Source organism: Desulfovibrio faecalis, from assembly GCF_053570625.1.
In genome coordinates, this window is the sequence record NZ_JBRBQR010000001.1 from 3,429,701 (window position 1) to 3,454,180 (window position 24,480).

Genomic DNA, 24,480 nt, shown 5'->3' on the forward strand with positions numbered 1-24,480 from the left:
ACAATCAGTCTGTCAGTGGTCAACGTGGTTTTGTGTTTGATGCGTCTCGCATTGTGTCCACCGGCGCAGCCAACAAACCGAGGGGTTGGGGCGCTCTTGCGTGCTGCTATCTGGGGCAGCCTACATAACTATACCGCAGGAATGCCGAGGTAAGCGCAGGCCAGTGCGCCCCAAGCGCGGGGCGCGGTTTTGTTACCAGTCGGCGCAACATTGCCGGAGTCAAACCACTCGCGCTCGACATTAAGGGCGGCAATCTGTCCGGCAATGCTTTGTGAATCTTGGTAACCGGCGTATTCCGACCATTTGAGTTTTCCGGGGTCTTGCAATCCAACAAGCGTTCCATATTTTCGGTCAGAATATCCTCGTAGCCGCCGCATTGTGTCTATATGCACGCCTCCCACGCCGAGAGCGTCATATCCCGCCATTTCGCGGAGCATGCCCGTGAGGTCAGGCATAAGGAGCGTGTCCGCGGCCTTGTTCCACCAGAATTTTGCAGCGCCGCCGATGTTGTTCCACCTGACCTGGGAGCCATCGGCAAGCGTTGCCCACGCGGCGTTATGGGCCGCCTCGTACTCTGCAAGCGAGGCAAAGAGCCGCTTTGCGCCGTGCGTTGTGGACAGATAGGCGGCCATCTGCGGGTATGTGGCGGCGAATGCCGAAATGACGTTGGCATTGCAAGGCTTGAAGCCTGGGCGGACAAGTTCGTCTTCAAACCAGGTATATTGCCCGATGGGGTAGGGAGCCATGCCGCCGATGATCTGCCAGGCGTTGCCGGAAAAAATCAGGGTGTAGACCTGCCCCTGCGCCAGCGCGCCCACCTCAACGGCTACGCCGCAGTACGTGAGCGGTTTGGCCCCTGTGTCATTGATGTTCAATGTGGGGTTTGCTGCGGTGTTTACCGTGGCAAATGCCACCTGAAGAACCACGCCCGGGATAAGCGCAAAGTGGTCAAGGCTTGCGGTTTTGGCCGCCGTGGCCGCCGCTGTGGCGCAAATGGCGTAGCGTCCGCTGACCTTCAGCAGCTCCGCGTCCATGTGGCAGGTGATGCCATCGGGCCGCATGGTGCCCGCAACTTCCGGCGTGGCTACGTCCGGTATGGGCAGCGCTCCGGATGTTTTGCGCGGTCGCAGATCCGTTACCGTGCCGTCCGCCTCGATGCGGGCAACCAGGGCGCGGTAGTGCATGAGGCCAGTTTCGTCAGCGGCGCTGTCCGCCAGGGGCGCTGCGGGCGGCGTGAGCATGGGCGAGGCCTCGGCCACGCGGTCGCTGCCGGTGTGCTTGAGGCAGACGTCAAGCCAGACGTTCTGCGGCAGGTTGGCGCTTTCCGGCGCTGCCAGGGGCAGGCTCTCGGCAAGGGCCGCGCGGATGCCGCCCACATAGCCAAGGCCCGGCGCAAAGGCGTAGGCCTCTGCCGTTTTTTGCAGCAGCCAGCCATCGGCATCGAAAAAGGCCTGGCCGTAGATGTCGAAATTGGCGAGGCGCTGGCGCTCGTCAATGCCGTTGAGACGCACGGTAAAATCAAGCTGCCACACGTCGGCGCTGATGGTCAGGCCCGTGAGTTCGCGCGCGCCCGTGAAGGTCAGCAGAAAGTTACGGGTCAGGTTATTGCCCGTCTTGCCGTTGGCCTCGTCGTAGCGGCGTTTTTCCAGCGCGGGGAAGGTGGCCACAGCCACCAGGGTGTTGTGCTCGCTGCACCAGAGGGCCTGCCAGTTGAAGGTAAAATCGCCCATGTCGCTGCCCAGCATGGCGCTGTAGACAACCTGGTTGGGGTTGACGTAGGCGCGGTACTGCGGGGGGATGGCGTAGCGCAGGGCGATTTGCGCCTCTGCCGGCACGGTAACGCCGGGCGCGATGGCCTGGGTGTGATCCTGCCCGGGCACATTGGCCAGAATCATGGTGTCGATAATGAGGGCCTTGCCCTCGGCCTGAAGGCGGGCAATAAGGCTCTCGCCCGCGGCGGTCAGTATTGTACTCATCGTAAAACCTCTGTGGGTTGAAGCCTCGGTAACGAACTGCTGTCGCCATCCGTAAGGCTCGAAAACTCGCCTAACGGCTGCCGCATGCGTGGGCCTCCAGTGTGGCGGCATGGTGGTCAAACACGGCCAGACGCGCGCCGGCATCGGTAATGGCGCGGGTGCTCATGGCGGCTTCTACGGTTTCCTGATGCCAGGAAAAGCGGCCCACATGGGCCAGGGCCGGAATGGGAATGCGGCTGTCGAAGTAATAGCGGCGGCAGGTGCGGCCGTAGTCGTCAATGATGATTTCCAGCACGTTCTGCTGGTCGGGAAACTGCGAATCATCGGCAATGATGCCCACGCGATCCCAATCTTGCCCGGGTACGCGCTCGGCCAGGGAGAGTCCCCCAAGCTCCAGGCGCTCAAAAATGCGGCCCCAGCCTGCCGTCTGGCCAGAGTCGCGCGCGTTGGCGTAGGCATGGGTGACGCGCAGGCGGTAGAGGCGTTCCGGCTCGTTGCTGTAACGGGCCACGCCGCGCTGCCAGGCCAGCAGATCCAGCACGGGCAGGCTGCACGTCATGGGGTTGAACTGGCGCGCTGGCCAGATGGCCGCATCGCCCAGGCGCTGAAACCAGAGCTGCGCCGCCTTGCACAGGGCCTGTGCGTTGGCCCCGTTCATCCAGAAACTTACTTCCGGCAGATCCAGCTTGTTGTCGTCGCTCATTGCCCGGCCCCCAGCACAACCTCAAGGCTTGCCAGCACAGGCAGCGCCCGGGCGGGCACAATGTCCACCCACACAAATTCGTTTTCAACGGCTTCGCCTGCCGCAGCCGGGCGGGTAAACTCCACGCTGCGCAGATCCGGCAACTGGGCGTGCAGCTCCTGCGAGAGGGTGGAGAAGGAAAAGCGCGTGAGCGGAAGCACCCTTGTAAGGGTGAAGTCGGTATTCTCCCTGAAGGCGCAGCGCACCCGGTTTTCCACGCCAAGGCGCAGAGCTTCAGCCCTGGCCGCATCCATGCCCACAGGCGGGTACACGGTGACGCGCAGATCCACGGGCGTGGTGGTTATGGCCATACAGCGCAAGTCGTCGCCGTGGCCATGGTTGCCACTGGTCTGGACAAAGGTATTGATGGCCTCCACCAGCTCCTGCGGCGGAACGCCGGATTCGGTCATGATGTGGGCATTGGCCGTGCCCGGGCCGCGCGGGGCGTCTTTCTCAAAAAATATGTAGTCCACGCGTATGCCCGCAAAGGCGGCGATCATGGCCCGGTAGGCGGCATCGTGGTGGTACTGGCCAACGGCCGCAAACTGGTTGCGGCTGCGCAGGCGCAAGGCTTCGTCCGATTCTTCGTCCGCGCCTTCGGTGGTGAGCCAGCCGTCCGCATTGGCGACGGAAGCGATGCCGGGAACGGGCTTGGGCAGAAGGGAGTAATAGCCCGGGCCGAGGTTGTAGGCTGCGCCCGTGGCTTCAGCCCGCACGGGCACCAGGGCGCTCTCCTGCCCATCGGGTATGACGGCGGCGGCAAGTGTGGTGAGGCGGTAGGTGGTGCCGTTGATGGTCGGGCTTTCCACCACCGTGCCGGCAGGTATGGCCACAGCGCCAGCGGTGCCGGGGTTGCGGCTGAAGGTAAGACTGCCCAGGGCGGCTACAGCCCCCTTGCGGGTAACGTCCACGCCCCAGGCGAATACGTCCAGCCATGCGCCCGAGGCGTACTTTAAAAAGACGTTGGGCAGGACATGCTTGACCAGCAGGGTGAGCAACCACTGGCTGGGCTTGGTGGCAATGGCCGACATAAGCCGCCAGAAGGGCGAAAATTCCGAACTGTTGGAGAAGGGCGAACCGGCCTCCACATTACACTGGGCCCAGGCCTGCTGCATCTCGGCTTCGGTTGTGGGCATGCCCGCCTCTGCGGCCATTTGCGTGAACAAGGCGTCTGTGGTGTTTGTATCAGCCATTTGCTTGCTCCGCCTGGGCATAGGTGAGTTGCAGGGTCAGCTCGCCGTAGTCCACAGTTTTGGCCGTGAGCCAGAGTTCCCCGGCTACGGATTCCGTGATTCTGGCCGTGCCGGGCACGATGCGCTTGTCGTCGTCCACGGCGAGGGTGATGAGCACCATCTGGTACTTGCGTTTGCGCACGTCACGCTCGGCAATCATGGCCGTGAGGTAGCCGCGCTCGCGGATCATGTGGGCAATGTCCTGGGCAATGCTTGCGCGGTCGGCCAGCTTGAGGGGCTGGCGGCCCACGTCAAGCGCAATGTCGTTATCCACAATGCGCAGATCCCAGTAATTGCCGGGGTCGGTCAGTTGTAGGGGAAAGCCAAGAGTGCCTTTCATTGCCTCACCCCAGGTAGCCCAGGCCGTCAAAATCATCGAGCGAGGGCATGGTTTGCGGCTGAATGGTGATGGAGCCGATAGTCACGGTTTTGCCGCTGTTGTTGGTGGCATTGCTGATCTGTCCAGCCACGCCGCCAGGCAGGATCTGCGACTGGCGGGGAGCGGCAAGAGCGCCCACGCCAGAGGCTTCAATCTTTGGGCCTTCGCCGCTGATGATGCCCAGCTTCTCGCCGATCCATCCGATGCCGTCGCCTAGGGAACGCAGAGGGGCCATGAGGGTATCCAGCAGGCCCATGAGGGTTTGTATCCATGTGCCATCGGTAAAGGAGGCGGTGAGGTCATTCCACCACTGGCGCAGATTCTGAAACATGGTGATAAGGCCTTGCCCCCAACTGGTGTTGGAAAACCACGCGACCAGGTCAGACCAGTAGTAGACCAGGGCCACGACCGCGCCCACCAGAGCCATGATGCCCAGGACTACCCAGGTGATGGGGTTGGCCAGCAGGGCAGCCCCGAACTTGAGAGCGCCGACGGCCATCATTTTAAAGACCATGGCCAGGTAGGTTCCGGCAAAGGCGAAAACCCACACCGCCGTTTTGACGAAGACAAAGAGCATTTTCAGCTTGCCGAGCAGGCCAATGAGCGGGCCGCCAGCCACAAGAAAGCCCATGAGTACAACCTTGCCAAAGGCAAAGGCAGCCCCCACAAGGCCAAGCACTGCGCCCACAACGGTGAGTCCAACCGCCAGCAGGCCAATTTTTGTTGTTAGCCCGGGCGCGATTTCAATGCACTTGTGGATGTAGGCCACAAAGTCCGCCAGCTTGCCCACCACTATGTTGATGGTGGGCAGGAGGCGCTGCCCAAAGCTGATGCGCACAGCTTGCCAGGAGCCTGACAGGCGGCCCCAGACGCCAGACATTGTCCGGGCCATTTCCTGGGCCTTGTCCATGTTGTTGACCTGGCCAAGGTCGGCAATATTCTGCTTCAGATCCCCGGTTTGCGTGAGCAGCAGCTTTATGAGGCTGACGGCCTCGTCCGAGCCGAAAGCCTTTTTAAGCATGTCGGATTCCTTGACGCTCAAGGTGTCGCCAAACTTGCCCCGAATCTTTTCCAGAATCCTGTCCATACCCAGCATGTTGCCGCTCTTGTCGGTAAACTTGAGACCAAGCTCCTTTTGGGCGTTGCCCACGCCAGCAAGAAAGGCCTTGTACTTGGTGCCGGCTTCAGAGCCGCCCATGGTCGATTGCAGCATGCCGAGCACGGCAATTTGCTCCTGTGCGGATATGCCGGCAGCCTGGGCATTAGCCCCAAGGGCAGTGAAGGCCGAACTCATTTCCATGCCTGTGGTTTTGAACATCTGCACGGCCAGGGCTGTGCGCCCGGCCATCTGCTCCACCCACTGGGCCTTGCCCATTTTGTCCGCCTGCTGCTTGAAGATGCCGTACATGGTGCCCATGTATGCGGTGATGGTGCCCGCATCGGCCTTGGTGGCCCTGGCCAGTGTGGCGGAGGCCACGGTGAACGAGGCCAGCTCCGTGCCTTGCAGCCCGGCAATGGCGCTTTTGATGTCGTAAGCGGAGCTGACGATTTCCGCCGCGTCTCCGCCGTAGCTGATGACAAACTGCTTTGATGCCTTTTGCAGGGCATCGAGGGCGGTGGTATCCGTGCCAAGACTGGCTACCTCGTTGACGGACTTGTTGAAGGCCCTGGCAGGGCCGATCATGCCGGAAAGCGCGCCTGCGCTTAAGGCTCCGCTCAGAGCAGAGGTCAAACCGCCAAAGCTGTTTTTTGCCGTACTGCACGTCTTATCCACGGCGCGTTGGATGCCCAGCATTTTACCGCTGGCTTCATCCGACACGCCGATGGCGAAAAGCAGTTTTTGCAGTGCTGACATTATGACCTCTAGAAGCGAGCAGTTTTCGTCCCGGGCAAGGCGGGCAAGCCGCAAGGCGAGGGAGTGTATCGAGCAATACATGGCGGTAGGCGTTGCGACGAAGGAAGCTACGCATAGCGACAGCAATTGCGCTGATTGCCTACCGTATAACCCATTGCTGTCTTCATCCGTAAGCTGCTGCGCAGCAACGGCTGAAGCACCGAGCGCGCGGCGCGGCCCAACACAGCCTGGGGCGAAAAGAGCCGCTTCTAGCCCCTGAAGGCTTTGGCAATGCCATTTGCCACGGCCACGCTCATCTTTTCCCAGGAATCTTTTTCCAGCCACAGGGCCTCGCCCATGCTTTCCTCGCTGAGTTCCCGCCCGGGGAACCAGTGGAGCGAAAGGGCAACCATCTGCCCTATGGCATCGTCTTCCAGCGAGGCAGCATGGGCTTCTATTTTCCCACCGTGATATTCACATCGGGGGTATATTCCTCAAGGATAGACGCGGCGATCTGGACGCCAACGCCGGGCAGGTCGACCACCTCGCGCAGGGCATCCTTGCTGTCTGCATCGACCGTGCGCATAAGGAAGTTTCGCCCTGGGGCAATCTTGTTGAACGGCGTAATTTCGTTGATGTACTTGTTGTAGTCCGCCAGGGTGACGGTGAAGTTCAGCGGCTGGTCGTTGACCGTGAGGGAAATCTTCTTTTCCATGAGTAGCTCCTTATTGTGGTGTGCCGGCATTGTCGCCGGGGTTGACCTTGCGTTGAATGTACCTTTCCAGAGCGCAGACGCCCGCCTCATACAGCCTGCCCACAAGCTCCAGCCCACCCCAACCAACCAGAAAAAAAAGAGTGTAGTGCCATTGGGCCGGGGTTTCCGCCTGGATCAGCGGGCAGACCATGTTGGCCGTGACCACGCCGCCCACAACTTCGCTCATTGCCTGGCCAAGGGTGCGGCCCTTGCGGGTGGAGTGCATGAGCGCCCCGCCCGCGCCGTACAGGCTGGCCGGCAGGAGGATGAATTGCAGGAAGCGTTCAAGGTAGTTGAGAGATTCGGGATCCTGCATGTGCATCCTCGTAAAGCCCGCGCAGGGCTGTTTTGTCGTCGTTAGCGCTGTGAACGGCGTCTTGTAGTTCAATGGCGTAGTCCAGCAGCTCGCCGTTGGTTGCGCCCTGGGCAGGCGGCATAGGTTCCGGCGTTTGGGCAAGCAACGCGCCCGGGGGCGCTTGCCGCACAACCTCAACGCGCGGCGCCGGATTGGAGCAGGCGAACAGCAGTGTCAGGCAAAGGGCTATCAGCCCAGGCAGAAAACGTTTTGTCATCATGGCGCGCGGCCTCCAGTTGCTTGCGCAGGTCGGCAGTTTTTTTGTCCTGGGCGTCGCGCTGGATGCGCCAGTCTCCCAGTGCTTTGTCCACATTGCCCGCCCATTCTTTTTGTTCCTGCACGGCGGCGGCATTGGCCTTGGCGGTTTCTTCCAGCTTGCCCATTTGCGTGGCCTGTTCACGCCCCTGCCAGACCAGCCAGACAACCACGGCCGTGAGCAGCACGGCAAAAACGATGGTAGCGATGGTTTTGCCCATTACTGCCCCCGCGCCATTTGCAGCGCGGCCTCAAGGCAGCGCCGGGTTCTGGAAGTCCAGCCCTTGCCGTACACCGGGAATTTGGGCCGCGACTGGTAGTAGGCAAGGCGCTGATCCGCGAGCGCGCGGAGCAGGGACACAAGATCGACCGCCGCGACCGCGGCAAGGGTTTGCCCGCCGATATCGCCGTCCACGTCCACCTTCTGGCCGCAGGCCTTGAGCGCCTGTTGCAGAAGTTTGGGGCTTGCCCCAGGGCCGGGGTTGAGCATCATGTCCACCAGCATGAAGGCCAGGGCGTCCGGGTATTCCGGCTTGATGTTGGGCCGCCAGTAGCGTTTTTCGTACATGACCAGGGCGTCAGTCTCTTCAAGAAGGCGCACATCATTTTCGTCAATGATGCCGTTGCCGTCCTTGTCGGGCATGATGTCGCGGTTATAATTGAGGGCCATGCCCCACTTGGTGGGGCCGCCCGCATCGCGCGGGTCATTGGTGTATTTGTCGCGGCCTTCTTCAAGCTCGCTAAAAATAAAGGCGCGGCGCAGAACTTCCTTGCGATCCATGTTGGTTCCTTACTTGTCGTTGCTGATAAGACCTTCGGTTTCTTCAGGCCGCAGGTAGGGCACGCCGTTGATGCGAATAAAGTCCGGGCTGGTGACAAAGTATTTGACCTTGCTGATGTGTTTCTGGCCGCCCGCCTTGTCCAGGTCGAGCAGGCTGTCGAGCACAAATTTGCAGCCGAAGGCCTCGACCTTCATTTCTTCATCCTGCCCTGTTTTGGCGTAGAACAGGATGTCGAAGGATGGGAGCCCACGCCACGAGCCAGCCGCCTTGGCGGCTTCGCCCAGGATGCCAATGGCCTGGGCGTCCAGTTCCATATCGCCAGAGCCGGAGACTTCTCCGTCCACGTGGCCGTTGGGAACGCCGTTGTCCTTGGCCACATCGGTTTTGTCCTCGATGGTCAGGGTCGCCTTGCCCACGTTCATGGTGAGGTCGCCAATGGAAACATCAAAATTTTTGCCGCTGATGCGTTGCATGTAGAGCCTCCTACGCTGTCGCGGTTGCGTAGTTTGTCAGGTCAAGCAAAAGGTTGCAGGTGATCTTTTTTGGGCAGTTGTAGGGGCGCGCAGCAATGAAGACTTCCACGCTGTACTTGCTGACCCAAGTGAGGGTGATGTCGCCTTCCTTGGGCGGTTCAATCTCGCCGGGAAAGACGATGCCCAAAATGGTGCGGCTGCGGCTCATGGCGCGCAGCGGAGCCATGAAGGCTGTCTGCGCCTGGGCGATGCTGGCCGGTGTCTGGTTGAGCCTGCGGTCGCCGATGCGGGCCACGGCCAGGGGGTACACGCGGCGCATGCATTTTTGAATCACGCGCAGGTTTTCAATGACCTGAAAATCGCCGCCGTTGACGTCCAGCACATTGCCATCGCCCCAGTACATGCCCTCATAGTCAGGGTACCACTGCGGCACGGAGAAGCGCGCGGCGTCCAGCGCCTTGAGCACGGAGAGGTCAATGACGCGCCCGGTTTTGTCTGTGGGGCGGTTACTCCACACGCCCACCAGTGCGCCAGTGGCCACGCGCATGGGGCTGTCGGCCACGGTGACGGCCTCACTGGCCAGCCGTCCGGCAAGGGTGCCCATCTCGTGCCCCCAAAGGCTCACGGTCAGCATGACCTGGTCGGCGGCAATGCCCGCCTGAAGGGCAGATGCCAAGGCCTGATAATCGGCAAAGGTCTGGATTGCGCTGTTGAACTGGGGAGCGCGGGCCATGATCCAGAGGGGGCGCATGTACTTGGCCATGATGCCTTCGGCCAGGGCCTGCATGGCTTCCACGCTGGTTGCCCTGGTGACGGGGTCGGTGCGGATGATGGCCTCGACCTTGACGTGTTCCATTGCCGTGTTGACGGCGCTTTCAAAGGCGGCGTCCAGAGCGTCAGGCGTGGATTCGGCCACAGTGTAGGGCAAGACGCAGCCGTACCAGTTTTGCCCGGCGTTGAGGCGCGCTGCCGTCACCTGGGTTTTGAGGTCGCTGGCGGTTGCCCCCAGCACGGCGTCCAGATCCGTGGACTGGTCGATGGTGACGATCTTTCCGGTATTGGCTCTTCCGGGTTTTCCGTGGGTAGCTGATCTGCTAATGTCCTTCCCGGAGGGCACCAATGAAGGATACGGACCTATATTTTCGGATTCTCGGGCTGACCGAGCCCTGGTTTGTTGAGGCTGTTGAACTGGACACGGCGGAAGGTCGGGTAGACATCCGCGTGGAGCATGGTCCTGGTGTTCGCTGGTTTTGCCCTACTTGTGGTCGAGAGCTGGCTTGCCGCGACCATGCCGAGCCTCGTGTCTGGCGCCATCTGGACACGTGCCAGTTCAAGACGTTCCTGCATGCTCGGATTCCCCGAGTGGACTGCCCCGAGCATGGCGTCCTTCAGGTCAACGTGCCTTGGGCCGAGTCCAAGGCACGTTTCACCATATTGATGGAGCGATTGATCATCGACGTGCTGACCGAGTGCGCCACCGTAACAGGAGCGCGGCGCATCCTGCGCATCACCTGGGACGAAGCATGGGGTGTCATGGAAAGGGCGGTGCGCCGGGGCCGGGAGCGCAAGCAATCGAATCCCTCGCGGTATCTTGGCGTTGACGAGAAGGCATTCCGCAAGGGGCACGACTATGTGACCGTGGTTTGTGATCTGATCGGCAGCACGGTGGAGTATGTGGCCGACGAGCGTAAGGCCGAAAGCCTTGAGGGGTACTACCTTCAGTTCACCAAGGCGCAGTTGGAGCGGATCAAGGCCGTGGCCATGGACATGTGGGAGCCCTATTTTAAAGCTACGCTCAAACATGTGCCGGACGCGGCGGGGAAAATCGTTCACGATCGGTTCCACGTCATGAAACACGTAGGCGAGGCTGTGGACCGGGTACGCAAGCAAGAGCACCGCGAACTCACAAGTCAGGATGACCATCGACTCAAGGGCACGAAATTCCTCTGGCTATACCGGGAGGAGAATCTGCCGGACAAACACCGGCCAGCCCTGGAGGCCTTGAAGACAGCGAACCTCAAGGTGGCCAAGGCCTGGGCCATGAAGGAAAGCCTGAACGACGTCTGGAAGTACCTGAGCACGGGATGGGCCAGACGTTTTGTGAAGCGATGGCTGGTCTGGGTGAACAGGTCAGATCTTGCCCCAATGCGCAAAGTGGGCGGACTGATTCAGAGACATCTTGAGAACATCCTGACCTTCTGCCGCCACAGGATCACCAACGGCGTGGCCGAGGGCCTCAACAGCAAGATCATGGCCATCAAGAGGAAGGCTTGCGGTTATAGGAACCGGGAGCATTTCAAGACAGCCATCTACTTCTTCTGTGGCGGTCTAAACCTCTACCCGGCCAGTTCCTGACAGGGGTTACCCACGGAAAACCCGGAAGAACCAAAAAAACAAGCTCAGGTTTAAGCACTCTTCCAAGAATTTCTGCAAAGAACTCTGTGCCGCTTGAGCGATATTTTTTTGATTTATAAAGATGCTTTTTGAGCTTGCAACGCGCTGTAAGGAACTATCCTTTCCATATCCGTGCGCTTCTGGGCATCCCTCGAATCTGCTTCGTATTGCGCCTGCAAGTTGACCCACAGATTGAGGTCAGTTTCAAAAAACTTTGCAAGCCGTAGGGCTGTATCCACAGAAATGCCCCGCTTCTCGTTAATAATTTCATGCACTCGTGCGGCCGGAATCCGCAGCTCCAGCGCAATTGTGGAGGGCTATCCCCCATCAACCAATTGCTATCATCTCATATTTTAGCTACTATACCAAAAAATAAAGTTAAGAGCTATTATGTTAGACGATATTCTAAAAACTCCGCAGGAAATCCGGCTCGGCATCGCCGCCAAGGCGCAGGCCAAACGTCTTGCTCTCAATATGAGCCAGAAAGATTTGGCGGCCCGTAGCGGCGTTTCCCTTGGCTCTGTGAAGCGCTTTGAAACAACAGGGGAAATCTCGCTCGCGTCCCTGCTGGCTATCGCCCTGATTCTTAACGATCTTGAAGCCTTTTCCGGCTTGTTCAACCCGCCGCGCACAGAAAACCTCTTCAAGCCGCAATCCCCAGCACCCCGCAAGCGGGCAGGGAGAAAACGCCATGAATCTTGACGTGCATCTGCATGCATACGGCGTACGCCGCCATGTGGGTAAGCTGGCCGCGCACAGCAACGCCATTCTGTTCCAGTACGCGCCAGAATTTCTTGATTCGGGCATCAACATTTCGCCGTTCAGGCTTCCGCTCAGCCCAGAGGTCAAGGAAGACCCCAAGCGCACCTTTGACGGGCTGTTCGGCGTGTTCAACGACAGCCTGCCCGATGGCTGGGGGCTGCTTTTGCTGGACAGGGCATTACGAAAAAAAGGCTCATCGCTCCATGCCTGCCTGCCCTTGCAGCGCCTTGCCATGGTGGGTGCCCACGGCATGGGCGCGCTAGAGTACACCCCGGCGGCGGCACAGGCAGAAGAAGCCGTTTCTGTGGCGGAACTGGATGCTCTGGCAGACGAATCGCTGCGGATTCTGCGCGATGCGCCTGTGGATGCGGGGCAACTGGACAAACTTATTCAGCTCAATGGCTCATCCGCAGGGGCCAGACCCAAAATTCTGGTGAACGTTGCCGATGATTACCGCATTGTGCCGCAGGGGGCGGGGGAACCCCAAGGAACCCCCTGGATCATCAAATTTCGCTCCGCGCACGAACCGCCAAACACCGGGCTGACGGAATACGCATATTCCCTGGCGGCCAGAGAAGCCGGACTGGATATGCCGGAAACGCACCTGTTTCCGTCTGCAACCTCGCCGGGATATTTCGGCGTCCAACGCTTTGACAGGGTGCATGGCCAAAAGGTGCATGTGCACACCGCCTGCGGCCTGCTGCACGCATCGCACCGCGAACCCTCGCTCACCTATGAAAGCCTGCTGCGCCTGACGCTGCTGCTCACCAAAGACATGCGCGAAGTACTTAAAATGGTTCGGCTCATGGTGTTCAACGTGCGCTCCGGCAACAAGGACGACCATTCCAAAAACTTTTCTTTTCTGCTGAACAAGGAAAACCAGTGGCGCATGGCCCCGGTTTATGACCTTACGCCGTCAGAGGGCATTAACGGGGAACAGACCTGCATGGTCAACAACAAGGGCAAGGATATAACCGAAAAGGATTTTTTTGCGGCCGCCGCAACCGTGGATGTGGACGCTCGGACAGTGCGCGAAATTATACAGCAGGTGGACGCGGCTTTGGCCGATATGAAAAAGTAAGGTGCTCAAATGTGCAGGAAGGAGGGCGCCTGAGCGACAAATGGGAAATTCCGCAAGCAGCCTGAGAACTGCTCATAAAGGAAACGCCAGAAAAAATATCCGGCTTGGTATCTGATTTTTACAGCGCGAAAGAAGGCTGCCATGCGGTTACGCATAGCAGCCTGTATTTATTAACTGGCTGGGATGATAGCCTAAATCCCTACGGCAATACTCAATGACCTAGCCAGCGGAGAAACAAGAACAGGAGCATGAAAGCAATCGCTGTGCATCCAGAAGTTACACTTGCCAACCACCACGTATCACCCCGCAATTCCTTGCCGTAACCATCCATTACTGCACGCGATTTATCAAAATATTCCTTTGATGCGATTGCCGCCGCCTCGCACTTTGCCAAGCATTGCTCCATACGCGCCCGGTGCTGATTCAAAACCTCAACGGGATAATCCCTTACTTGGTGAGCTGCGGTTCCGATCTCCCGCGCGGCCTGAGAGGTACTTCTCTGCAATTCTCGTAAAAGCTGAATCAGCTCCTGTGAATTCTTGATTCGCGCTTCCTCCTGCAAGCTCAGAACCATCAGGCTTGCCTCTAACCTTGTCTGATCTATCTCGCTCGGCGGGGCTGGTGGCGTTGTCGCTTCCGATGCCCTGCTCATACTCTTTAATTCGTCTATCTTGCTCATGGAGTAATCCTCTAAGTTGCAATGCCCCCCATGTGTAGCCTTTGCCGAGCTTGCTGCCCTTAAACGTCACGTCACTAAGCGCAAAGCTGATCCCCGAAACAAATCCGGTGGAGGCTTTATTTAAACGCACGGTCACGCCCTGGGCTGCCAACTGCTGACAAAACGCATTCAACGCAATTTTTTGCGTAAGGGCCGCATCAATTATTTTTTGTAGGTTCATACGGGTGGAAGCCTCACCAGTACGCAGGGCGTGCTCAATCTCCCCTTTCGTAAGGGCTGCCCGCAACGTTTCCCGACTTGAGCGCACCTGCCGAAGAGAAAACCGTTGCTCTAGCTCCCGCATGATTTTTTCTTGTCGCCTGTAGTCGTGCGCGTCACTCACCACTTTTCCATCCAGCGCAATCCTGTTCACCAGAATATGAATGTGTGCGTGCGCCGCGTCTGTATGTCGGCTAATGACATATTGATTGTTTACAAAGCCCATGCCCTGAAGCCACGAATGCGCGGCCTCACACCACTGTTCATCTGACAGGGATTCTTCCGGGTGCAAACTGAGGCTCACATGGCAAACGGCCTTGGACAGATTCGGCCTTAAGGCACGAATAGCTCCAAATTCCGCAGCAAGGGCGCGTGGTGTGCGGCCTGCCATATTGGTTTCAAGCAACAGGCTTTTATGGGGCTGCAAATCGTAGGCTGCCGCTCCACGAAAGCCTTTGCCCTTGATGCACTTGGCAATCAAGGCACTTCCCCTGCCACTGGCGGCATGCTGCCAGCAACCCCCATCAGCGAAGCTTGCAAGCACATTATCTGGCTAAGCAGCTCCCGTAGCAGCCCGAAGGGAACAGCCGTTCGCCCCGCATTGGCAGCCTTGGCGATCTGGTTGAGATTTACGCCCAGCCGCGCAAGCTCGCCGTAGGCCTTGCGGTTCACCTCTGGCACAGGGGGAAGCGGCATGCGCCTGCTCAAAGCTGCTGTGCGCAACCACTGCGCAGGGCTCATGCCCATGTGCCGCGCACGAAGCTGAAGCGCCTCCCACTCTGCCGGATTAACACGCACCCCGATTGTCATGTGGCGCACCTTTATGGGGTCGCCCTTTGGGCGTCCACTTTTTCGGGGGGCGTGTTTGCGCGACTCAGCAAGCATAGGCGCGCTCCTTTTGCCGTGAAGCGGCAATGTGCTTTGACGCCTCGCAGAGCAAGCCGTTTGAGCGAAGCGAAAACATGGCTTGCTTCAAGCCATCTGACGCGGGGGAGGCGATATTTTGCAAAGCTGTCCCACTGTCCCTGTCCTTAGGGGTGGGACGGTGGGACACAGCATTAATAACGAACAGCACCAGCATCGCCGCCCTCCTCCAGCTTCTTCTTGAGCCGATGAACCACAGACTTGCTCACCCCCATTTCGTCGGCGCAATCCCGAATGGAGAAGCCTTCTGCCAAGAGCTGCTTCAATTGTTCGGCCTGAACATTGACCAGCTCGTTCACATCCCAAATGAGCTGATTCCCTTCACTGCGCAGATGCACCTCAAAGGGCATTGCATCCTCGCCCACAATTCCCCGCGCCTTGGTCAAATGGACTTCAAACCGCGCACCTTCGGCAACACTGTAGGTTGTGGGCCTCCGTAGGCTTATAACCGTGTCCATAATGTCTTCGCGTGCCGAGGTTCCGCGCTGATCGCCTGATTTGCCCGCGTGATGCACAAGCAAAACTGCCATGCCCCGCCGCCGCAAATCCAATAGCCAGGTCTGCATGGGCGTCCATGATTGGGATTCGTTTTCTTTGCCAGTGCGGCAAAGGGTGGCGAGGTTGTCTAAAACCAGCAAATCGACTCCAGCAAGAAATGGTTCAAGAGCCTGCTGCCCATAGGTTGTTGCCAAGTCCGGCATGGGCCGCGATTGAATGTCGGGGGTGATAATGGAAAAATTCTGCATCGCATGGGGCGGTGCTGCCATGCCCGTGGCCAAAGCTGCTAGGCGCTCTTGCATGGAGATAGCTGGCATTTCGCCATCCACATACAAAACGCGCCGAGCCTTGGGAGCATGCCAGTTGAACAGGGACAACCCACCAGCCACAGACAGGGACATGTGCAACGCCGTAAAGGTTTTGCCTATGCCCCATGACTATCCCCTGCTCAGGAATTACCGGATGAAGCAGGTAGTCGCGTTCGGGCAAGGTGCTTAAAAGAAATTCCTCCATACTGATCGCCTTCAATGGGGGAAGATTATTTTGTGAACCAAGAGGAACAAATGGGGAGGTCATGCGGCGTCCCCTCCTTCCACATTGCTGATCAGCGCCCGAATATCTTCAACGCGCCAAACGGTGGTGCGCGGCCCTAACTTCACAGGGGTGGGATAGCGGCCTTTTTTGACGCCTTCCCACCAGCTTGTTTTGCCAATGGGCAAGACTTGGAGAATTTGCGACAAACGAACAAACCCCTCGTCAGGCAGGTAGTTTCGTTGCCGATACAAAAAATCGACTTTTGCCATAACGGCTCCTGAGGTTTACGGGCCGTTATGAAATAAAAACGGCCCATGTTGGAGAACATGGGCCTATTTTGGCGTGTCCCACTAGTCGGACAGTCAAGGAAAACTATTGGACAAAAATAAAAATAATCTGGGACAAATTGAGTGGGACAAATTTATGTAACCTTGCGCAATCGATAACCGTGTTTTCTTTGACTGTCATATTTAATCGTCTTTTTGCGCTTAGCGGGCAGCAATTCACCTAGTTCTTGATTTGATAAAAAGTCTGGGAAAAAGATATCAATGGCTCTGGCGATTTCTTTTTTAGAAGTAACCCCTTGCTCTCGCTTCTTTTGGATAAAAGCACGAACTGGATCCAAATCTTTTTCTTCCTTGCGCGAATCTTTGGGTCTAGTCCGATTGTTGCTCCAAAGATTTTCATCCTTGACTTGCCATTCAGACTTTTTCTCTTTCCCCTCATATATCAGGGGGTCGTAATTAGGGCCATAGATTGCATTAAGCACGTTGTCTGGCTCAAAATTTTTATAATACCTATCATGAGATGTAAGGCATATTGCATAAGCAAGTTGCGCCGCCAATCTATTAATATTCCTAACTGTGCATAAATGAAATTCTTGAGAAATTAAATCGCTAGCTGGCGCATAAACATATTCCTTTTTCTTTTTTTCAATTTTTTTCAACCTGCTCACGTTTGAATGCAAAGGCATTAAATGACTTAGTTGCAAAATCATAAGAAAGGCTTGAAGTCGGGAAACTCATTATTATATTTTCCACCTCACCATCCTCAGAGAGATACGATTCAGTCACAACGTACATGCACAATCGCTTCTTAAACAGCTCAAAGCATATTTTTAAATAACATTCGAAAGGCCACCTCAGCATGAGATCAGAATGATATATCAGCTCGTTATCTGGAAACGGGATATGGTATTTGGTTCTTCCGGGTTTTCCGTGGGTAACCCCTGTCAGGAACTGGCCGGGTAGAGGTTTAGACCGCCACAGAAGAAGTAGATGGCTGTCTTGAAATGCTCCCGGTTCCTATAACCGCAAGCCTTCCTCTTGATGGCCATGATCTTGCTGTTGAGGCCCTCGGCCACGCCGTTGGTGATCCTGTGGCGGCAGAAGGTCAGGATGTTCTCAAGATGTCTCTGAATCAGTCCGCCCACTTTGCGCATTGGGGCAAGATCTGACCTGTTCACCCAGACCAGCCATCGCTTCACAAAACGTCTGGCCCATCCCGTGCTCAGGTACTTCCAGACGTCGTTCAGGCTTTCCTTCATGGCCCAGGCCTTGGCCACCTTGAGGTTCGCTGTCTTCAAGGCCTCCAGGGCTGGCCGGTGTTTGTCCGGCAGATTCTCCTCCCGGTATAGCCAGAGGAATTTCGTGCCCTTGAGTCGATGGTCATCCTGACTTGTGAGTTCGCGGTGCTCTTGCTTGCGTACCCGGTCCACAGCCTCGCCTACGTGTTTCATGACGTGGAACCGATCGTGAACGATTTTCCCCGCCGCGTCCGGCACATGTTTGAGCGTAGCTTTAAAATAGGGCTCCCACATGTCCATGGCCACGGCCTTGATCCGCTCCAACTGCGCCTTGGTGAACTGAAGGTAGTACCCCTCAAGGCTTTCGGCCTTACGCTCGTCGGCCACATACTCCACCGTGCTGCCGATCAGATCACAAACCACGGTCACATAGTCGTGCCCCTTGCGGAATGCCTTCTCGTCAACGCCAAGATACCGCGAGGGATTCGATTGCTTGCGCTCCCGGCCCCGGCGCACCGCCCTTTCCATGACACCCCATGCTTCGTCCCAGGTGATGCGCAGGATGCGCCGCGCTCCTGTTACGGTGGCGCACTCGGTCAGCACGTCGATGATCAATCGCTCCATCAATATGGTGAAACGTGCCTTGGACTCGGCCCAAGGCACGTTGACCTGAAGGACGCCATGCTCGGGGCAGTCCACTCGGGGAATCCGAGCATGCAGGAACGTCTTGAACTGGCACGTGTCCAGATGGCGCCAGACACGAGGCTCGGCATGGTCGCGGCAAGCCAGCTCTCGACCACAAGTAGGGCAAAACCAGCGAACACCAGGACCATGCTCCACGCGGATGTCTACCCGACCTTCCGCCGTGTCCAGTTCAACAGCCTCAACAAACCAGGGCTCGGTCAGCCCGAGAATCCGAAAATATAGGTCCGTATCCTTCATTGGTGCCCTCCGGGAAGGACATTAGCAGATCAGCTACCCACGGAAAACCCGGAAGAGCCAGAGGATTCAACCGATGAGGACTGCTCGTTTGATATAGCCGTTAGGATTTCAAAAACTAAGCATCTTGGTCACTGTACAATTTATTCTTATAATGACTTTATTGACGACCTAGCGAACCAATCTTTTCATGAACTTATAAATTTTTTTAATACACTCCTGCTTAATGAATCCTACATCATTTTTGATGTCTTAGAGGATGGCAAATGCTGGGGGACAGAACATTTAGCTTTTGTTTCTGATGGAGCAAGCATACAGCTTGATGACTGCAGACTAAAAACACTTGAAGCATGCCGCGACAACGCCCATTTCCTAAATTTCTCATCTTGCCACTTGTTGCCATCTGATTTCCACATAGGCACCAACTACGAAGGGAATCCACTAACTGATAAATTCAGCAAACTTGAAACATTTTTATCCATTGCATTCATCTCAAACTCTTTTTCTTTTGATAAAGAAGGCTGCTCAACTTCATTTTCAGCCCTGAGAGATTTCAAAGAAGAAATCCATTTTGCGGATCTGCGTTTTAACAGACATTGGTATAAAATATATGAGTGGGCATACTCCGATGCGCATATTTCAGACAAGCTTGCGCTAGTTCGTAACGTTGTTAGTCTAAACTGCAAATTCAAAAAAATACTCGATATTGACGAATCACTGCTTGCCTCAATTCAATCAAACTATCTCATTTATTTAAAAAGTAACATATCCGAGTATCTAGAAGCTAGAAACAAAATTGGCGACTATATCAGCGGTGTTCTTTTAAATTTATCTGAACACATCAGCAATCTATCAATGAGCCTTATTCACAATATAATTGGGGTATTAGCATTCTCACTTACTACTATATTTCCAAAGCTTATTTCAGGAAATACTGGAATATTATTCGGCGACACCTCACGAAACATTGTTTTTTTGTGATACTTGTTTCTTTCGCATACTTAATATTATGTGTAATAAATTTAAACGACAGGATAGAGACTGTTAAAGAAAGTTTTACGGCATTAAAGGATAACTACATTAATATATTTTCTGAGGAAGAACTCGCTCAAATTTTTGACAATACCACTGTAGAAAATCGTATAAAGCGCGCGAAAAAACGGCGTAAACAAATTATTAATATCTGGATTATTATTATGCTTGCGCTTGCATACGGCATCAACCTATTAAGTGAGCATCCATTATCTTTTAATTTCTCAACCAGCAGCATTTCTTTCAACACTTGCAGCGCTCCATTTATTTTAATTCCATGCTAACCATGTAACACTTTAGCCAGAATTAAATACCAAGCATGATCCGTTCCAGACTTCGCTAGCCCTGTGAGAATCACGCACAAACAAAAAAACGGCTCTTCCGGGTTTTCCGTGGGTAGCTGATCTGCTAATGTCCTTCCCGGAGGGCACCAATGAAGGATACGGACCTATATTTTCGGATTCTCGGGCTGACCGAGCCCTGGTTTGTTGAGGCTGTTGAACTGGACACGGCGGAAGGTCGGGTAGACATCCGCGTGGAGCATGGTCCTGGTGTTCGCTGGTTTTGCCCTACTTGTGGTCGAGAGCTGGCTTGCCGCGACCATGCCGAGCCTCGTGTCTGGCGCCATCTGGACACGTGCCAGTTCAAGACGTTCCTGCATGCTCGGATTCCCCGAGTGGACTGCCCCGAGCATGGCGTCCTTCAGGTCAACGTGCCTTGGGCCGAGTCCAAGGCACGTTTCACCATATTGATGGAGCGATTGATCATCGACGTGCTGACCGAGTGCGCCACCGTAACAGGAGCGCGGCGCATCCTGCGCATCACCTGGGACGAAGCATGGGGTGTCATGGAAAGGGCGGTGCGCCGGGGCCGGGAGCGCAAGCAATCGAATCCCTCGCGGTATCTTGGCGTTGACGAGAAGGCATTCCGCAAGGGGCACGACTATGTGACCGTGGTTTGTGATCTGATCGGCAGCACGGTGGAGTATGTGGCCGACGAGCGTAAGGCCGAAAGCCTTGAGGGGTACTACCTTCAGTTCACCAAGGCGCAGTTGGAGCGGATCAAGGCCGTGGCCATGGACATGTGGGAGCCCTATTTTAAAGCTACGCTCAAACATGTGCCGGACGCGGCGGGGAAAATCGTTCACGATCGGTTCCACGTCATGAAACACGTAGGCGAGGCTGTGGACCGGGTACGCAAGCAAGAGCACCGCGAACTCACAAGTCAGGATGACCATCGACTCAAGGGCACGAAATTCCTCTGGCTATACCGGGAGGAGAATCTGCCGGACAAACACCGGCCAGCCCTGGAGGCCTTGAAGACAGCGAACCTCAAGGTGGCCAAGGCCTGGGCCATGAAGGAAAGCCTGAACGACGTCTGGAAGTACCTGAGCACGGGATGGGCCAGACGTTTTGTGAAGCGATGGCTGGTCTGGGTGAACAGGTCAGATCTTGCCCCAATGCGCAAAGTGGGCGGACTGATTCAGAGACATCTTGAGAACATCCTGACCTTCTGCCGCCACAGGATCACCAACGGCGTGGCCGAGGGCCTCAACAGCAAGATCATGGCCATCAAGAGGAAGGCTTGCGGTTATAGGAACCGGGAGCATTTCAAGACAGCCATCTACTTCTTCTGTGGCGGTCTAAACCTCTACCCGGCCAGTTCCTGACAGGGGTTACCCACGGAAAACCCGGAAGAACCAATCCTCTAAATAGGTTTCCCAACTATCTTCGTCGCAAGGTTTTTTGTTTTCGAAGCTAAAAAAATTTTCGTCATCTACTGTCACGGTTATGTCAATATGATCTCTTTCTGGAAGGTTTGATAAAAAATCTAAGATGCTTTTAAATTTCGGGAGGTTATTTGCATCAAGCGAAATTGTGTATTGAGCGTTCAATCTGTTTTCCCAGAATTTCCCATCGCCAGGGAAAAGGCTGTGTAAGCTTTCTAGGAAACTCATGGTAACTCCTAATCTCTTTTTAGGAAGGCTTGATAGGTTGTTTCATCTTCAACTGCAAGCTTTAAAAACTTTTCACCCGTGGGGTCCTGAATTGAAACAATCTTGTCGCAAGGGCTTCCGTCTGCAATATCGATGTGTAGCTTAATGCCCTGGCTCACTGTGTAGACTTTTCGTACTTTAGCGGTAATTGCTTTGGGGGCTGAAGTAAATTGTCTATCAAAATTTTTTTTGTCAGGAAGGTCCCGTAGTTTTCTTTCCAGCTTTTCAATCGTTGCCTTCTCTACACTTGTGTTGTCAATTCTTGAAACACAATCAGAGATCATTTCATCATAGTTTATTGTATCATGTGTCTTTATATACGTAATGATATTGTTTCGGAAAATTAATTTATCTCGTGGGTGGCTTTTAAGAATATTTAGTGAATTATCGATTGCACTAAATGAATTAGCCGTATTGTCATCATCAGAATTAATAGGATCGAGTTCAAGAAAAGTATTATTCCAGTATTTTGCGCCGTTGTCAGAATATATCTTAATTGTATTTATGTTGCAATTGGAGTCAAAGAAAATGAGACATGATTTCCAAATGCCTTTTTGATCCTGCGGAAATCCAGTCCTCGAGATAAGTTCAATGTCGTCAATGTAGCTACGGTGCTGGACTTTTGCCAAAAGATAAATAAAACCATTGCTGGATTGTGCAAATGCCTGAATACACGATCCTTTTCGAACGGCCCCATTCATGTTTTTTATCGAATCTTGGGCATTGAGTTCTTCTCTTAGTAAGCGACTTGCAATGATTTCAGATTTTTCATGAAACATTTCCTTTGATTGATTTTTGCTGACTTCAGTCGCTGCACTAATTACCTCTGTATTCAACGATCTTGTTTTGTAGTTCCTTGTTGTTTTGTTGTTGTCAATGTGGTCAAACAGTTCAGAGGAAAATTCTGAAAATCCTTGTGGTATCGTACGCTTAAGAATCTTAGTTTGCTCAAGGTCAATTGTGTGGATGGTTATGACTGAAAAATCCATTTATTCCCCCCCAAATTTTTTACTCGAAATTACCTCGGTTTTTGACAAGATTCAATATATTCATGCTTCTATTTGTTTTCAAAACTCGGTCGTCCTACAAAAAAGTTCAGATTGTTTTGAATGGGGTTCATCTTCAGCGTGTACCTTATTTGATTTCGTAAAGAATGCGGAAGGGATTGTGGCAGGATTCGTACTTATTTTTTCGTGAGGATAGCATTTCAATTGTTTTCTTAGTTTTTTCTTAGTGGGACATAAAAGCGGATATTGTTGTCGGGGGAATTATTTTTTATTATGATATTTCGTTGTGTTAGTTTCTATTGTCGAATCCCACCCTCTCCGCCTTCTTCATCGCACCCTGTAATACAAATGGAATCGGGCATGGACATATACGATATTGCCATGATGCCCTTAGAAGCGTGGGTATTGAAGAAAATGCGTTCAGCAATAATGCCCGGTGCCTATGGCGATGTGCTTGAAGCCGGGATAGGAACAGGAGTCAACCTCCGATATTATAATCCAGCAAAAATACGCAGTCTGACAGGGTTGGATCGCCAGTGCTCACAGGAACTTGAACGGCGGGCCGGGAAGAATTTTACGTTTTATCAGGGCAATGTTGAAAAAATGCCTTTTGCAGAAGGGCAGTTTGACACCGTGGTCGCCACGCTGCTTTTTTGCACTGCGGATATTAAAAAAAGTATGAGCGAAATACAGCGGGTGCTCAAGGCGGGCGGCCTGTTCATTTTCATAGAGCATGTGCGGCCCAAAGGAGCGCGGGCCGGTAAAATTTTTGACTTTGCTAATGGCTCATGGACACGAATTGCCGACGGATGCAACCTCAACCGTCGCACAGACGAGATTTTGAAAGAAAGCAGTTTTTCTGATCTCATCATTATGGAGCGCGGCGTTTTTCGCTACGGCACGGCAAAAAAGCCCTAACCTGCAAATACGAATCATTTTGCCAGTTCCCCGTCATGTTCATTGTGCCCTGTTGCATAAAAACATAAGGGCAAGCTTCTGTATTGTCCCCCCATGTGGTAAAATGTCCAGAGTTGCCAACTGGCCTTGGCCTCATGCCTCCGAACAGATTCCGACAGAACCACAGATTCAATAATCACCGCCAAGGGGTTAACATCTGGCGGCAGGCTCTTTAGGTGAAAATTCCTTCTGGTAGTTATCTGGCGTCCCACGGACACTAACTATTGGGCCCCCTTTACCTCTTGTCCATCAACACCCGCTGAAAAAACTCCAGCGTCCGCTGCTCCGCGTCTGTGGCGGCAGAGCGGTTAAAGCCGTGTCCTGCGCCGGGGTAGATCACCATCTCAGCCGTTTGGCCAAGGCTGCGGGTCAGTTCCACGAGTTCCTTGCCTCTTTCCATGGGCACAACTGTATCCGCGTCGCCGTGCAGTTCCAGCAAGGGCGGCATGTGGGTAATGGGGTGCTTGCCGTCAGCCCTGCGTTGAGCGGGGATGCCGCCGTAATACACAACCAGCGCCGCGATTCTTGTATCCTTGCTGGCTACGGATGTTCCCAGATATCCCCCCTGAGAAAAACCCACGATGCCAACGGGGCGGGCCTTCTGCCCCTGCGCAAGCACGTCTGTCACAACATCGCTGATCATCTGCGACCACGCGCCTATGCGCTTTGAAAAATTTGCGCGCCGCGTTTCCACAGTTTTGGAGCATGCGACGTCCTGCTCATTATAATAATCCAGCACATAGGTATCAAAACCCGCGTGGGCCAGCTGCGTGGCGTTACGCTCATAAAACGCCCGAAATTTATCCAGGCCCTGGCTGCCGTGCAGCACGATGATAGCCGGGTGCGGCCCTTGCCCGGCAGCAAGAAAGCTTTTGACCTCAACCGGGCCTTGGGATGTCGTTTGCGTGGTTTCGTGAACCTGAATCTCGCCCGCAAGGGCGCAGCCAAATCCGCCAAAAAACACAAACAGAAAACACCAGCAAAAGATTTTTGCGCTCCGCATATTCCCGCCCTTAGGTAATGAATGAAGTTCCGGCAATGTCTTCGGGTACTCGCTTTGTGCGGGCAATACAAGGTCGCCCGCGTGTGTTGTGCAGATTGCGCCGCGCGCA

The 24,480-nt window shown here is 55.0% G+C and carries 29 protein-coding genes; 6 read left to right on the forward strand and 23 right to left on the reverse strand.

The window, feature by feature from the left end:
* Nucleotides 1-128 precede the first annotated feature (128 nt).
* The 13 genes from ACUZ79_RS15065 to ACUZ79_RS15125 form a co-directional block, all read right to left on the reverse strand.
* The gene (locus ACUZ79_RS15065; protein ID WP_449252075.1) at nucleotides 129-1,976 is read right to left on the reverse strand and encodes a phage tail protein; all 1,848 of its coding nucleotides are present in this window, start codon (nucleotides 1,974-1,976) and stop codon (nucleotides 129-131) included.
* Nucleotides 1,977-2,046: 70 nt separating this feature from the next.
* Nucleotides 2,047-2,679, reverse strand: a complete 633-nt coding sequence (locus ACUZ79_RS15070; protein ID WP_449252076.1) for a phage tail protein — start codon at nucleotides 2,677-2,679, stop codon at nucleotides 2,047-2,049.
* Complete coding sequence (locus ACUZ79_RS15075; RefSeq protein ID WP_449252077.1) at nucleotides 2,676-3,911, reverse strand: baseplate J/gp47 family protein; 1,236 nt, start codon at nucleotides 3,909-3,911, stop codon at nucleotides 2,676-2,678. Before ACUZ79_RS15075 ends, ACUZ79_RS15070 begins: the two co-directional genes overlap by 4 nt.
* Nucleotides 3,904-4,290 carry a DUF2590 family protein gene (locus tag ACUZ79_RS15080; RefSeq protein ID WP_449252078.1) on the reverse strand — a complete coding sequence of 129 codons (387 nt, stop codon included), beginning with the start codon at nucleotides 4,288-4,290 and terminating at the stop codon, nucleotides 3,904-3,906. The genes ACUZ79_RS15075 and ACUZ79_RS15080 overlap by 8 nt, the downstream gene beginning before the upstream one ends.
* Before the next feature lie 4 nt (nucleotides 4,291-4,294).
* The gene (locus ACUZ79_RS15085) at nucleotides 4,295-6,184 is read right to left on the reverse strand and encodes a phage tail tape measure protein (protein ID WP_449252079.1); all 1,890 of its coding nucleotides are present in this window, start codon (nucleotides 6,182-6,184) and stop codon (nucleotides 4,295-4,297) included.
* A 248-nt stretch (nucleotides 6,185-6,432) separates the two neighbouring features.
* Entirely contained in the window at nucleotides 6,433-6,576 is a 144-nt protein-coding gene (locus tag ACUZ79_RS15090) for a DUF6890 family protein (protein WP_449248528.1), read from the reverse strand.
* A gap of 41 nt (nucleotides 6,577-6,617) precedes the next feature.
* On the reverse strand, nucleotides 6,618-6,878 hold the full coding sequence (locus tag ACUZ79_RS15095; protein ID WP_449252080.1) for a putative phage tail assembly chaperone: 261 nt from the start codon (nucleotides 6,876-6,878) through the stop codon (nucleotides 6,618-6,620).
* 10 nt (nucleotides 6,879-6,888) lie between these two features.
* A complete protein-coding gene (locus ACUZ79_RS15100) occupies nucleotides 6,889-7,233 on the reverse strand; it encodes a hypothetical protein (protein WP_449252081.1) in 345 nt (114 codons plus the stop codon).
* On the reverse strand, nucleotides 7,202-7,492 hold the full coding sequence (gene lysC / locus ACUZ79_RS15105; RefSeq protein WP_449252082.1) for an Rz1-like lysis system protein LysC: 291 nt from the start codon (nucleotides 7,490-7,492) through the stop codon (nucleotides 7,202-7,204). Before lysC ends, ACUZ79_RS15100 begins: the two co-directional genes overlap by 32 nt.
* The gene (locus ACUZ79_RS15110; protein WP_449252083.1) at nucleotides 7,407-7,748 is read right to left on the reverse strand and encodes a hypothetical protein; all 342 of its coding nucleotides are present in this window, start codon (nucleotides 7,746-7,748) and stop codon (nucleotides 7,407-7,409) included. Before ACUZ79_RS15110 ends, lysC begins: the two co-directional genes overlap by 86 nt.
* Nucleotides 7,748-8,308, reverse strand: a complete 561-nt coding sequence (locus tag ACUZ79_RS15115; protein ID WP_449252084.1) for a glycoside hydrolase family 108 protein — start codon at nucleotides 8,306-8,308, stop codon at nucleotides 7,748-7,750. Before ACUZ79_RS15115 ends, ACUZ79_RS15110 begins: the two co-directional genes overlap by 1 nt.
* Nucleotides 8,309-8,317: 9 nt before the next feature.
* The gene (locus ACUZ79_RS15120; protein ID WP_449252085.1) at nucleotides 8,318-8,782 is read right to left on the reverse strand and encodes a phage protein; all 465 of its coding nucleotides are present in this window, start codon (nucleotides 8,780-8,782) and stop codon (nucleotides 8,318-8,320) included.
* 10 nt (nucleotides 8,783-8,792) lie between these two features.
* Nucleotides 8,793-9,899 (reverse strand): DUF2586 domain-containing protein, encoded by a 1,107-nt coding sequence (locus ACUZ79_RS15125; protein ID WP_449252086.1) that lies wholly within the window; start codon nucleotides 9,897-9,899, stop codon nucleotides 8,793-8,795.
* Nucleotides 9,900-9,901: 2 nt separating this feature from the next.
* Between ACUZ79_RS15125 and ACUZ79_RS15130 the strand changes: the two genes are divergently transcribed.
* Nucleotides 9,902-11,137 (forward strand): ISL3 family transposase, encoded by a 1,236-nt coding sequence (locus ACUZ79_RS15130; protein ID WP_096152604.1) that lies wholly within the window; start codon nucleotides 9,902-9,904, stop codon nucleotides 11,135-11,137.
* A gap of 113 nt (nucleotides 11,138-11,250) precedes the next feature.
* Here the strand turns inward: ACUZ79_RS15130 and ACUZ79_RS15135 are convergent, their stop codons facing one another.
* A complete protein-coding gene (locus tag ACUZ79_RS15135; RefSeq protein WP_449252184.1) occupies nucleotides 11,251-11,484 on the reverse strand; it encodes a HigA family addiction module antitoxin in 234 nt (77 codons plus the stop codon).
* A gap of 82 nt (nucleotides 11,485-11,566) precedes the next feature.
* Between ACUZ79_RS15135 and ACUZ79_RS15140 the strand changes: the two genes are divergently transcribed.
* Entirely contained in the window at nucleotides 11,567-11,878 is a 312-nt protein-coding gene (locus ACUZ79_RS15140) for a helix-turn-helix domain-containing protein (protein WP_227119438.1), read from the forward strand.
* A complete protein-coding gene (locus ACUZ79_RS15145; protein WP_449252087.1) occupies nucleotides 11,868-13,019 on the forward strand; it encodes a type II toxin-antitoxin system HipA family toxin in 1,152 nt (383 codons plus the stop codon). The genes ACUZ79_RS15140 and ACUZ79_RS15145 overlap by 11 nt, the downstream gene beginning before the upstream one ends.
* A gap of 431 nt (nucleotides 13,020-13,450) precedes the next feature.
* On the opposite strand, the gene ACUZ79_RS15150 is transcribed toward ACUZ79_RS15145, so the two are convergent.
* The 6 genes from ACUZ79_RS15150 to ACUZ79_RS15175 form a co-directional block, all read right to left on the reverse strand.
* On the reverse strand, nucleotides 13,451-14,437 hold the full coding sequence (locus ACUZ79_RS15150) for a relaxase/mobilization nuclease domain-containing protein (protein ID WP_449252088.1): 987 nt from the start codon (nucleotides 14,435-14,437) through the stop codon (nucleotides 13,451-13,453).
* Nucleotides 14,434-14,841 (reverse strand): plasmid mobilization protein, encoded by a 408-nt coding sequence (locus ACUZ79_RS15155; protein WP_449252089.1) that lies wholly within the window; start codon nucleotides 14,839-14,841, stop codon nucleotides 14,434-14,436. The genes ACUZ79_RS15150 and ACUZ79_RS15155 overlap by 4 nt, the downstream gene beginning before the upstream one ends.
* A 173-nt stretch (nucleotides 14,842-15,014) precedes the next feature.
* Complete coding sequence (locus tag ACUZ79_RS15160; protein ID WP_449252090.1) at nucleotides 15,015-15,779, reverse strand: AAA family ATPase; 765 nt, start codon at nucleotides 15,777-15,779, stop codon at nucleotides 15,015-15,017.
* A 171-nt stretch (nucleotides 15,780-15,950) separates the two neighbouring features.
* On the reverse strand, nucleotides 15,951-16,181 hold the full coding sequence (locus ACUZ79_RS15165; RefSeq protein WP_233483315.1) for a helix-turn-helix transcriptional regulator: 231 nt from the start codon (nucleotides 16,179-16,181) through the stop codon (nucleotides 15,951-15,953).
* Between the two features lie 152 nt (nucleotides 16,182-16,333).
* Complete coding sequence (locus tag ACUZ79_RS15170; protein ID WP_449252091.1) at nucleotides 16,334-16,867, reverse strand: hypothetical protein; 534 nt, start codon at nucleotides 16,865-16,867, stop codon at nucleotides 16,334-16,336.
* A 276-nt stretch (nucleotides 16,868-17,143) separates the two neighbouring features.
* Nucleotides 17,144-18,379 carry an ISL3 family transposase gene (locus tag ACUZ79_RS15175; protein WP_096152604.1) on the reverse strand — a complete coding sequence of 412 codons (1,236 nt, stop codon included), beginning with the start codon at nucleotides 18,377-18,379 and terminating at the stop codon, nucleotides 17,144-17,146.
* Nucleotides 18,380-18,769: 390 nt separating this feature from the next.
* Here ACUZ79_RS15175 and ACUZ79_RS15180 point away from each other — a divergent pair, with 390 nt between their 5' ends.
* A complete protein-coding gene (locus ACUZ79_RS15180; protein WP_449252092.1) occupies nucleotides 18,770-19,357 on the forward strand; it encodes a hypothetical protein in 588 nt (195 codons plus the stop codon).
* A gap of 484 nt (nucleotides 19,358-19,841) precedes the next feature.
* A complete protein-coding gene (locus ACUZ79_RS15185; RefSeq protein ID WP_096152604.1) occupies nucleotides 19,842-21,077 on the forward strand; it encodes an ISL3 family transposase in 1,236 nt (411 codons plus the stop codon).
* A 6-nt stretch (nucleotides 21,078-21,083) separates the two neighbouring features.
* Here ACUZ79_RS15185 and ACUZ79_RS15190 read toward each other — a convergent pair whose 3' ends face one another.
* Nucleotides 21,084-21,365 carry a hypothetical protein gene (locus ACUZ79_RS15190; RefSeq protein ID WP_449252093.1) on the reverse strand — a complete coding sequence of 94 codons (282 nt, stop codon included), beginning with the start codon at nucleotides 21,363-21,365 and terminating at the stop codon, nucleotides 21,084-21,086.
* An 8-nt stretch (nucleotides 21,366-21,373) separates the two neighbouring features.
* Nucleotides 21,374-22,393, reverse strand: a complete 1,020-nt coding sequence (locus tag ACUZ79_RS15195; RefSeq protein ID WP_449252094.1) for a hypothetical protein — start codon at nucleotides 22,391-22,393, stop codon at nucleotides 21,374-21,376.
* Nucleotides 22,394-22,759: 366 nt separating this feature from the next.
* Here ACUZ79_RS15195 and ACUZ79_RS15200 point away from each other — a divergent pair, with 366 nt between their 5' ends.
* A complete protein-coding gene (locus tag ACUZ79_RS15200) occupies nucleotides 22,760-23,329 on the forward strand; it encodes a class I SAM-dependent methyltransferase (protein WP_449252095.1) in 570 nt (189 codons plus the stop codon).
* 274 nt (nucleotides 23,330-23,603) lie between these two features.
* Here the strand turns inward: ACUZ79_RS15200 and ACUZ79_RS15205 are convergent, their stop codons facing one another.
* On the reverse strand, nucleotides 23,604-24,371 hold the full coding sequence (locus ACUZ79_RS15205; protein WP_449252096.1) for a dienelactone hydrolase family protein: 768 nt from the start codon (nucleotides 24,369-24,371) through the stop codon (nucleotides 23,604-23,606).
* Between the last annotated feature and the right edge of the window lie 109 nt (nucleotides 24,372-24,480).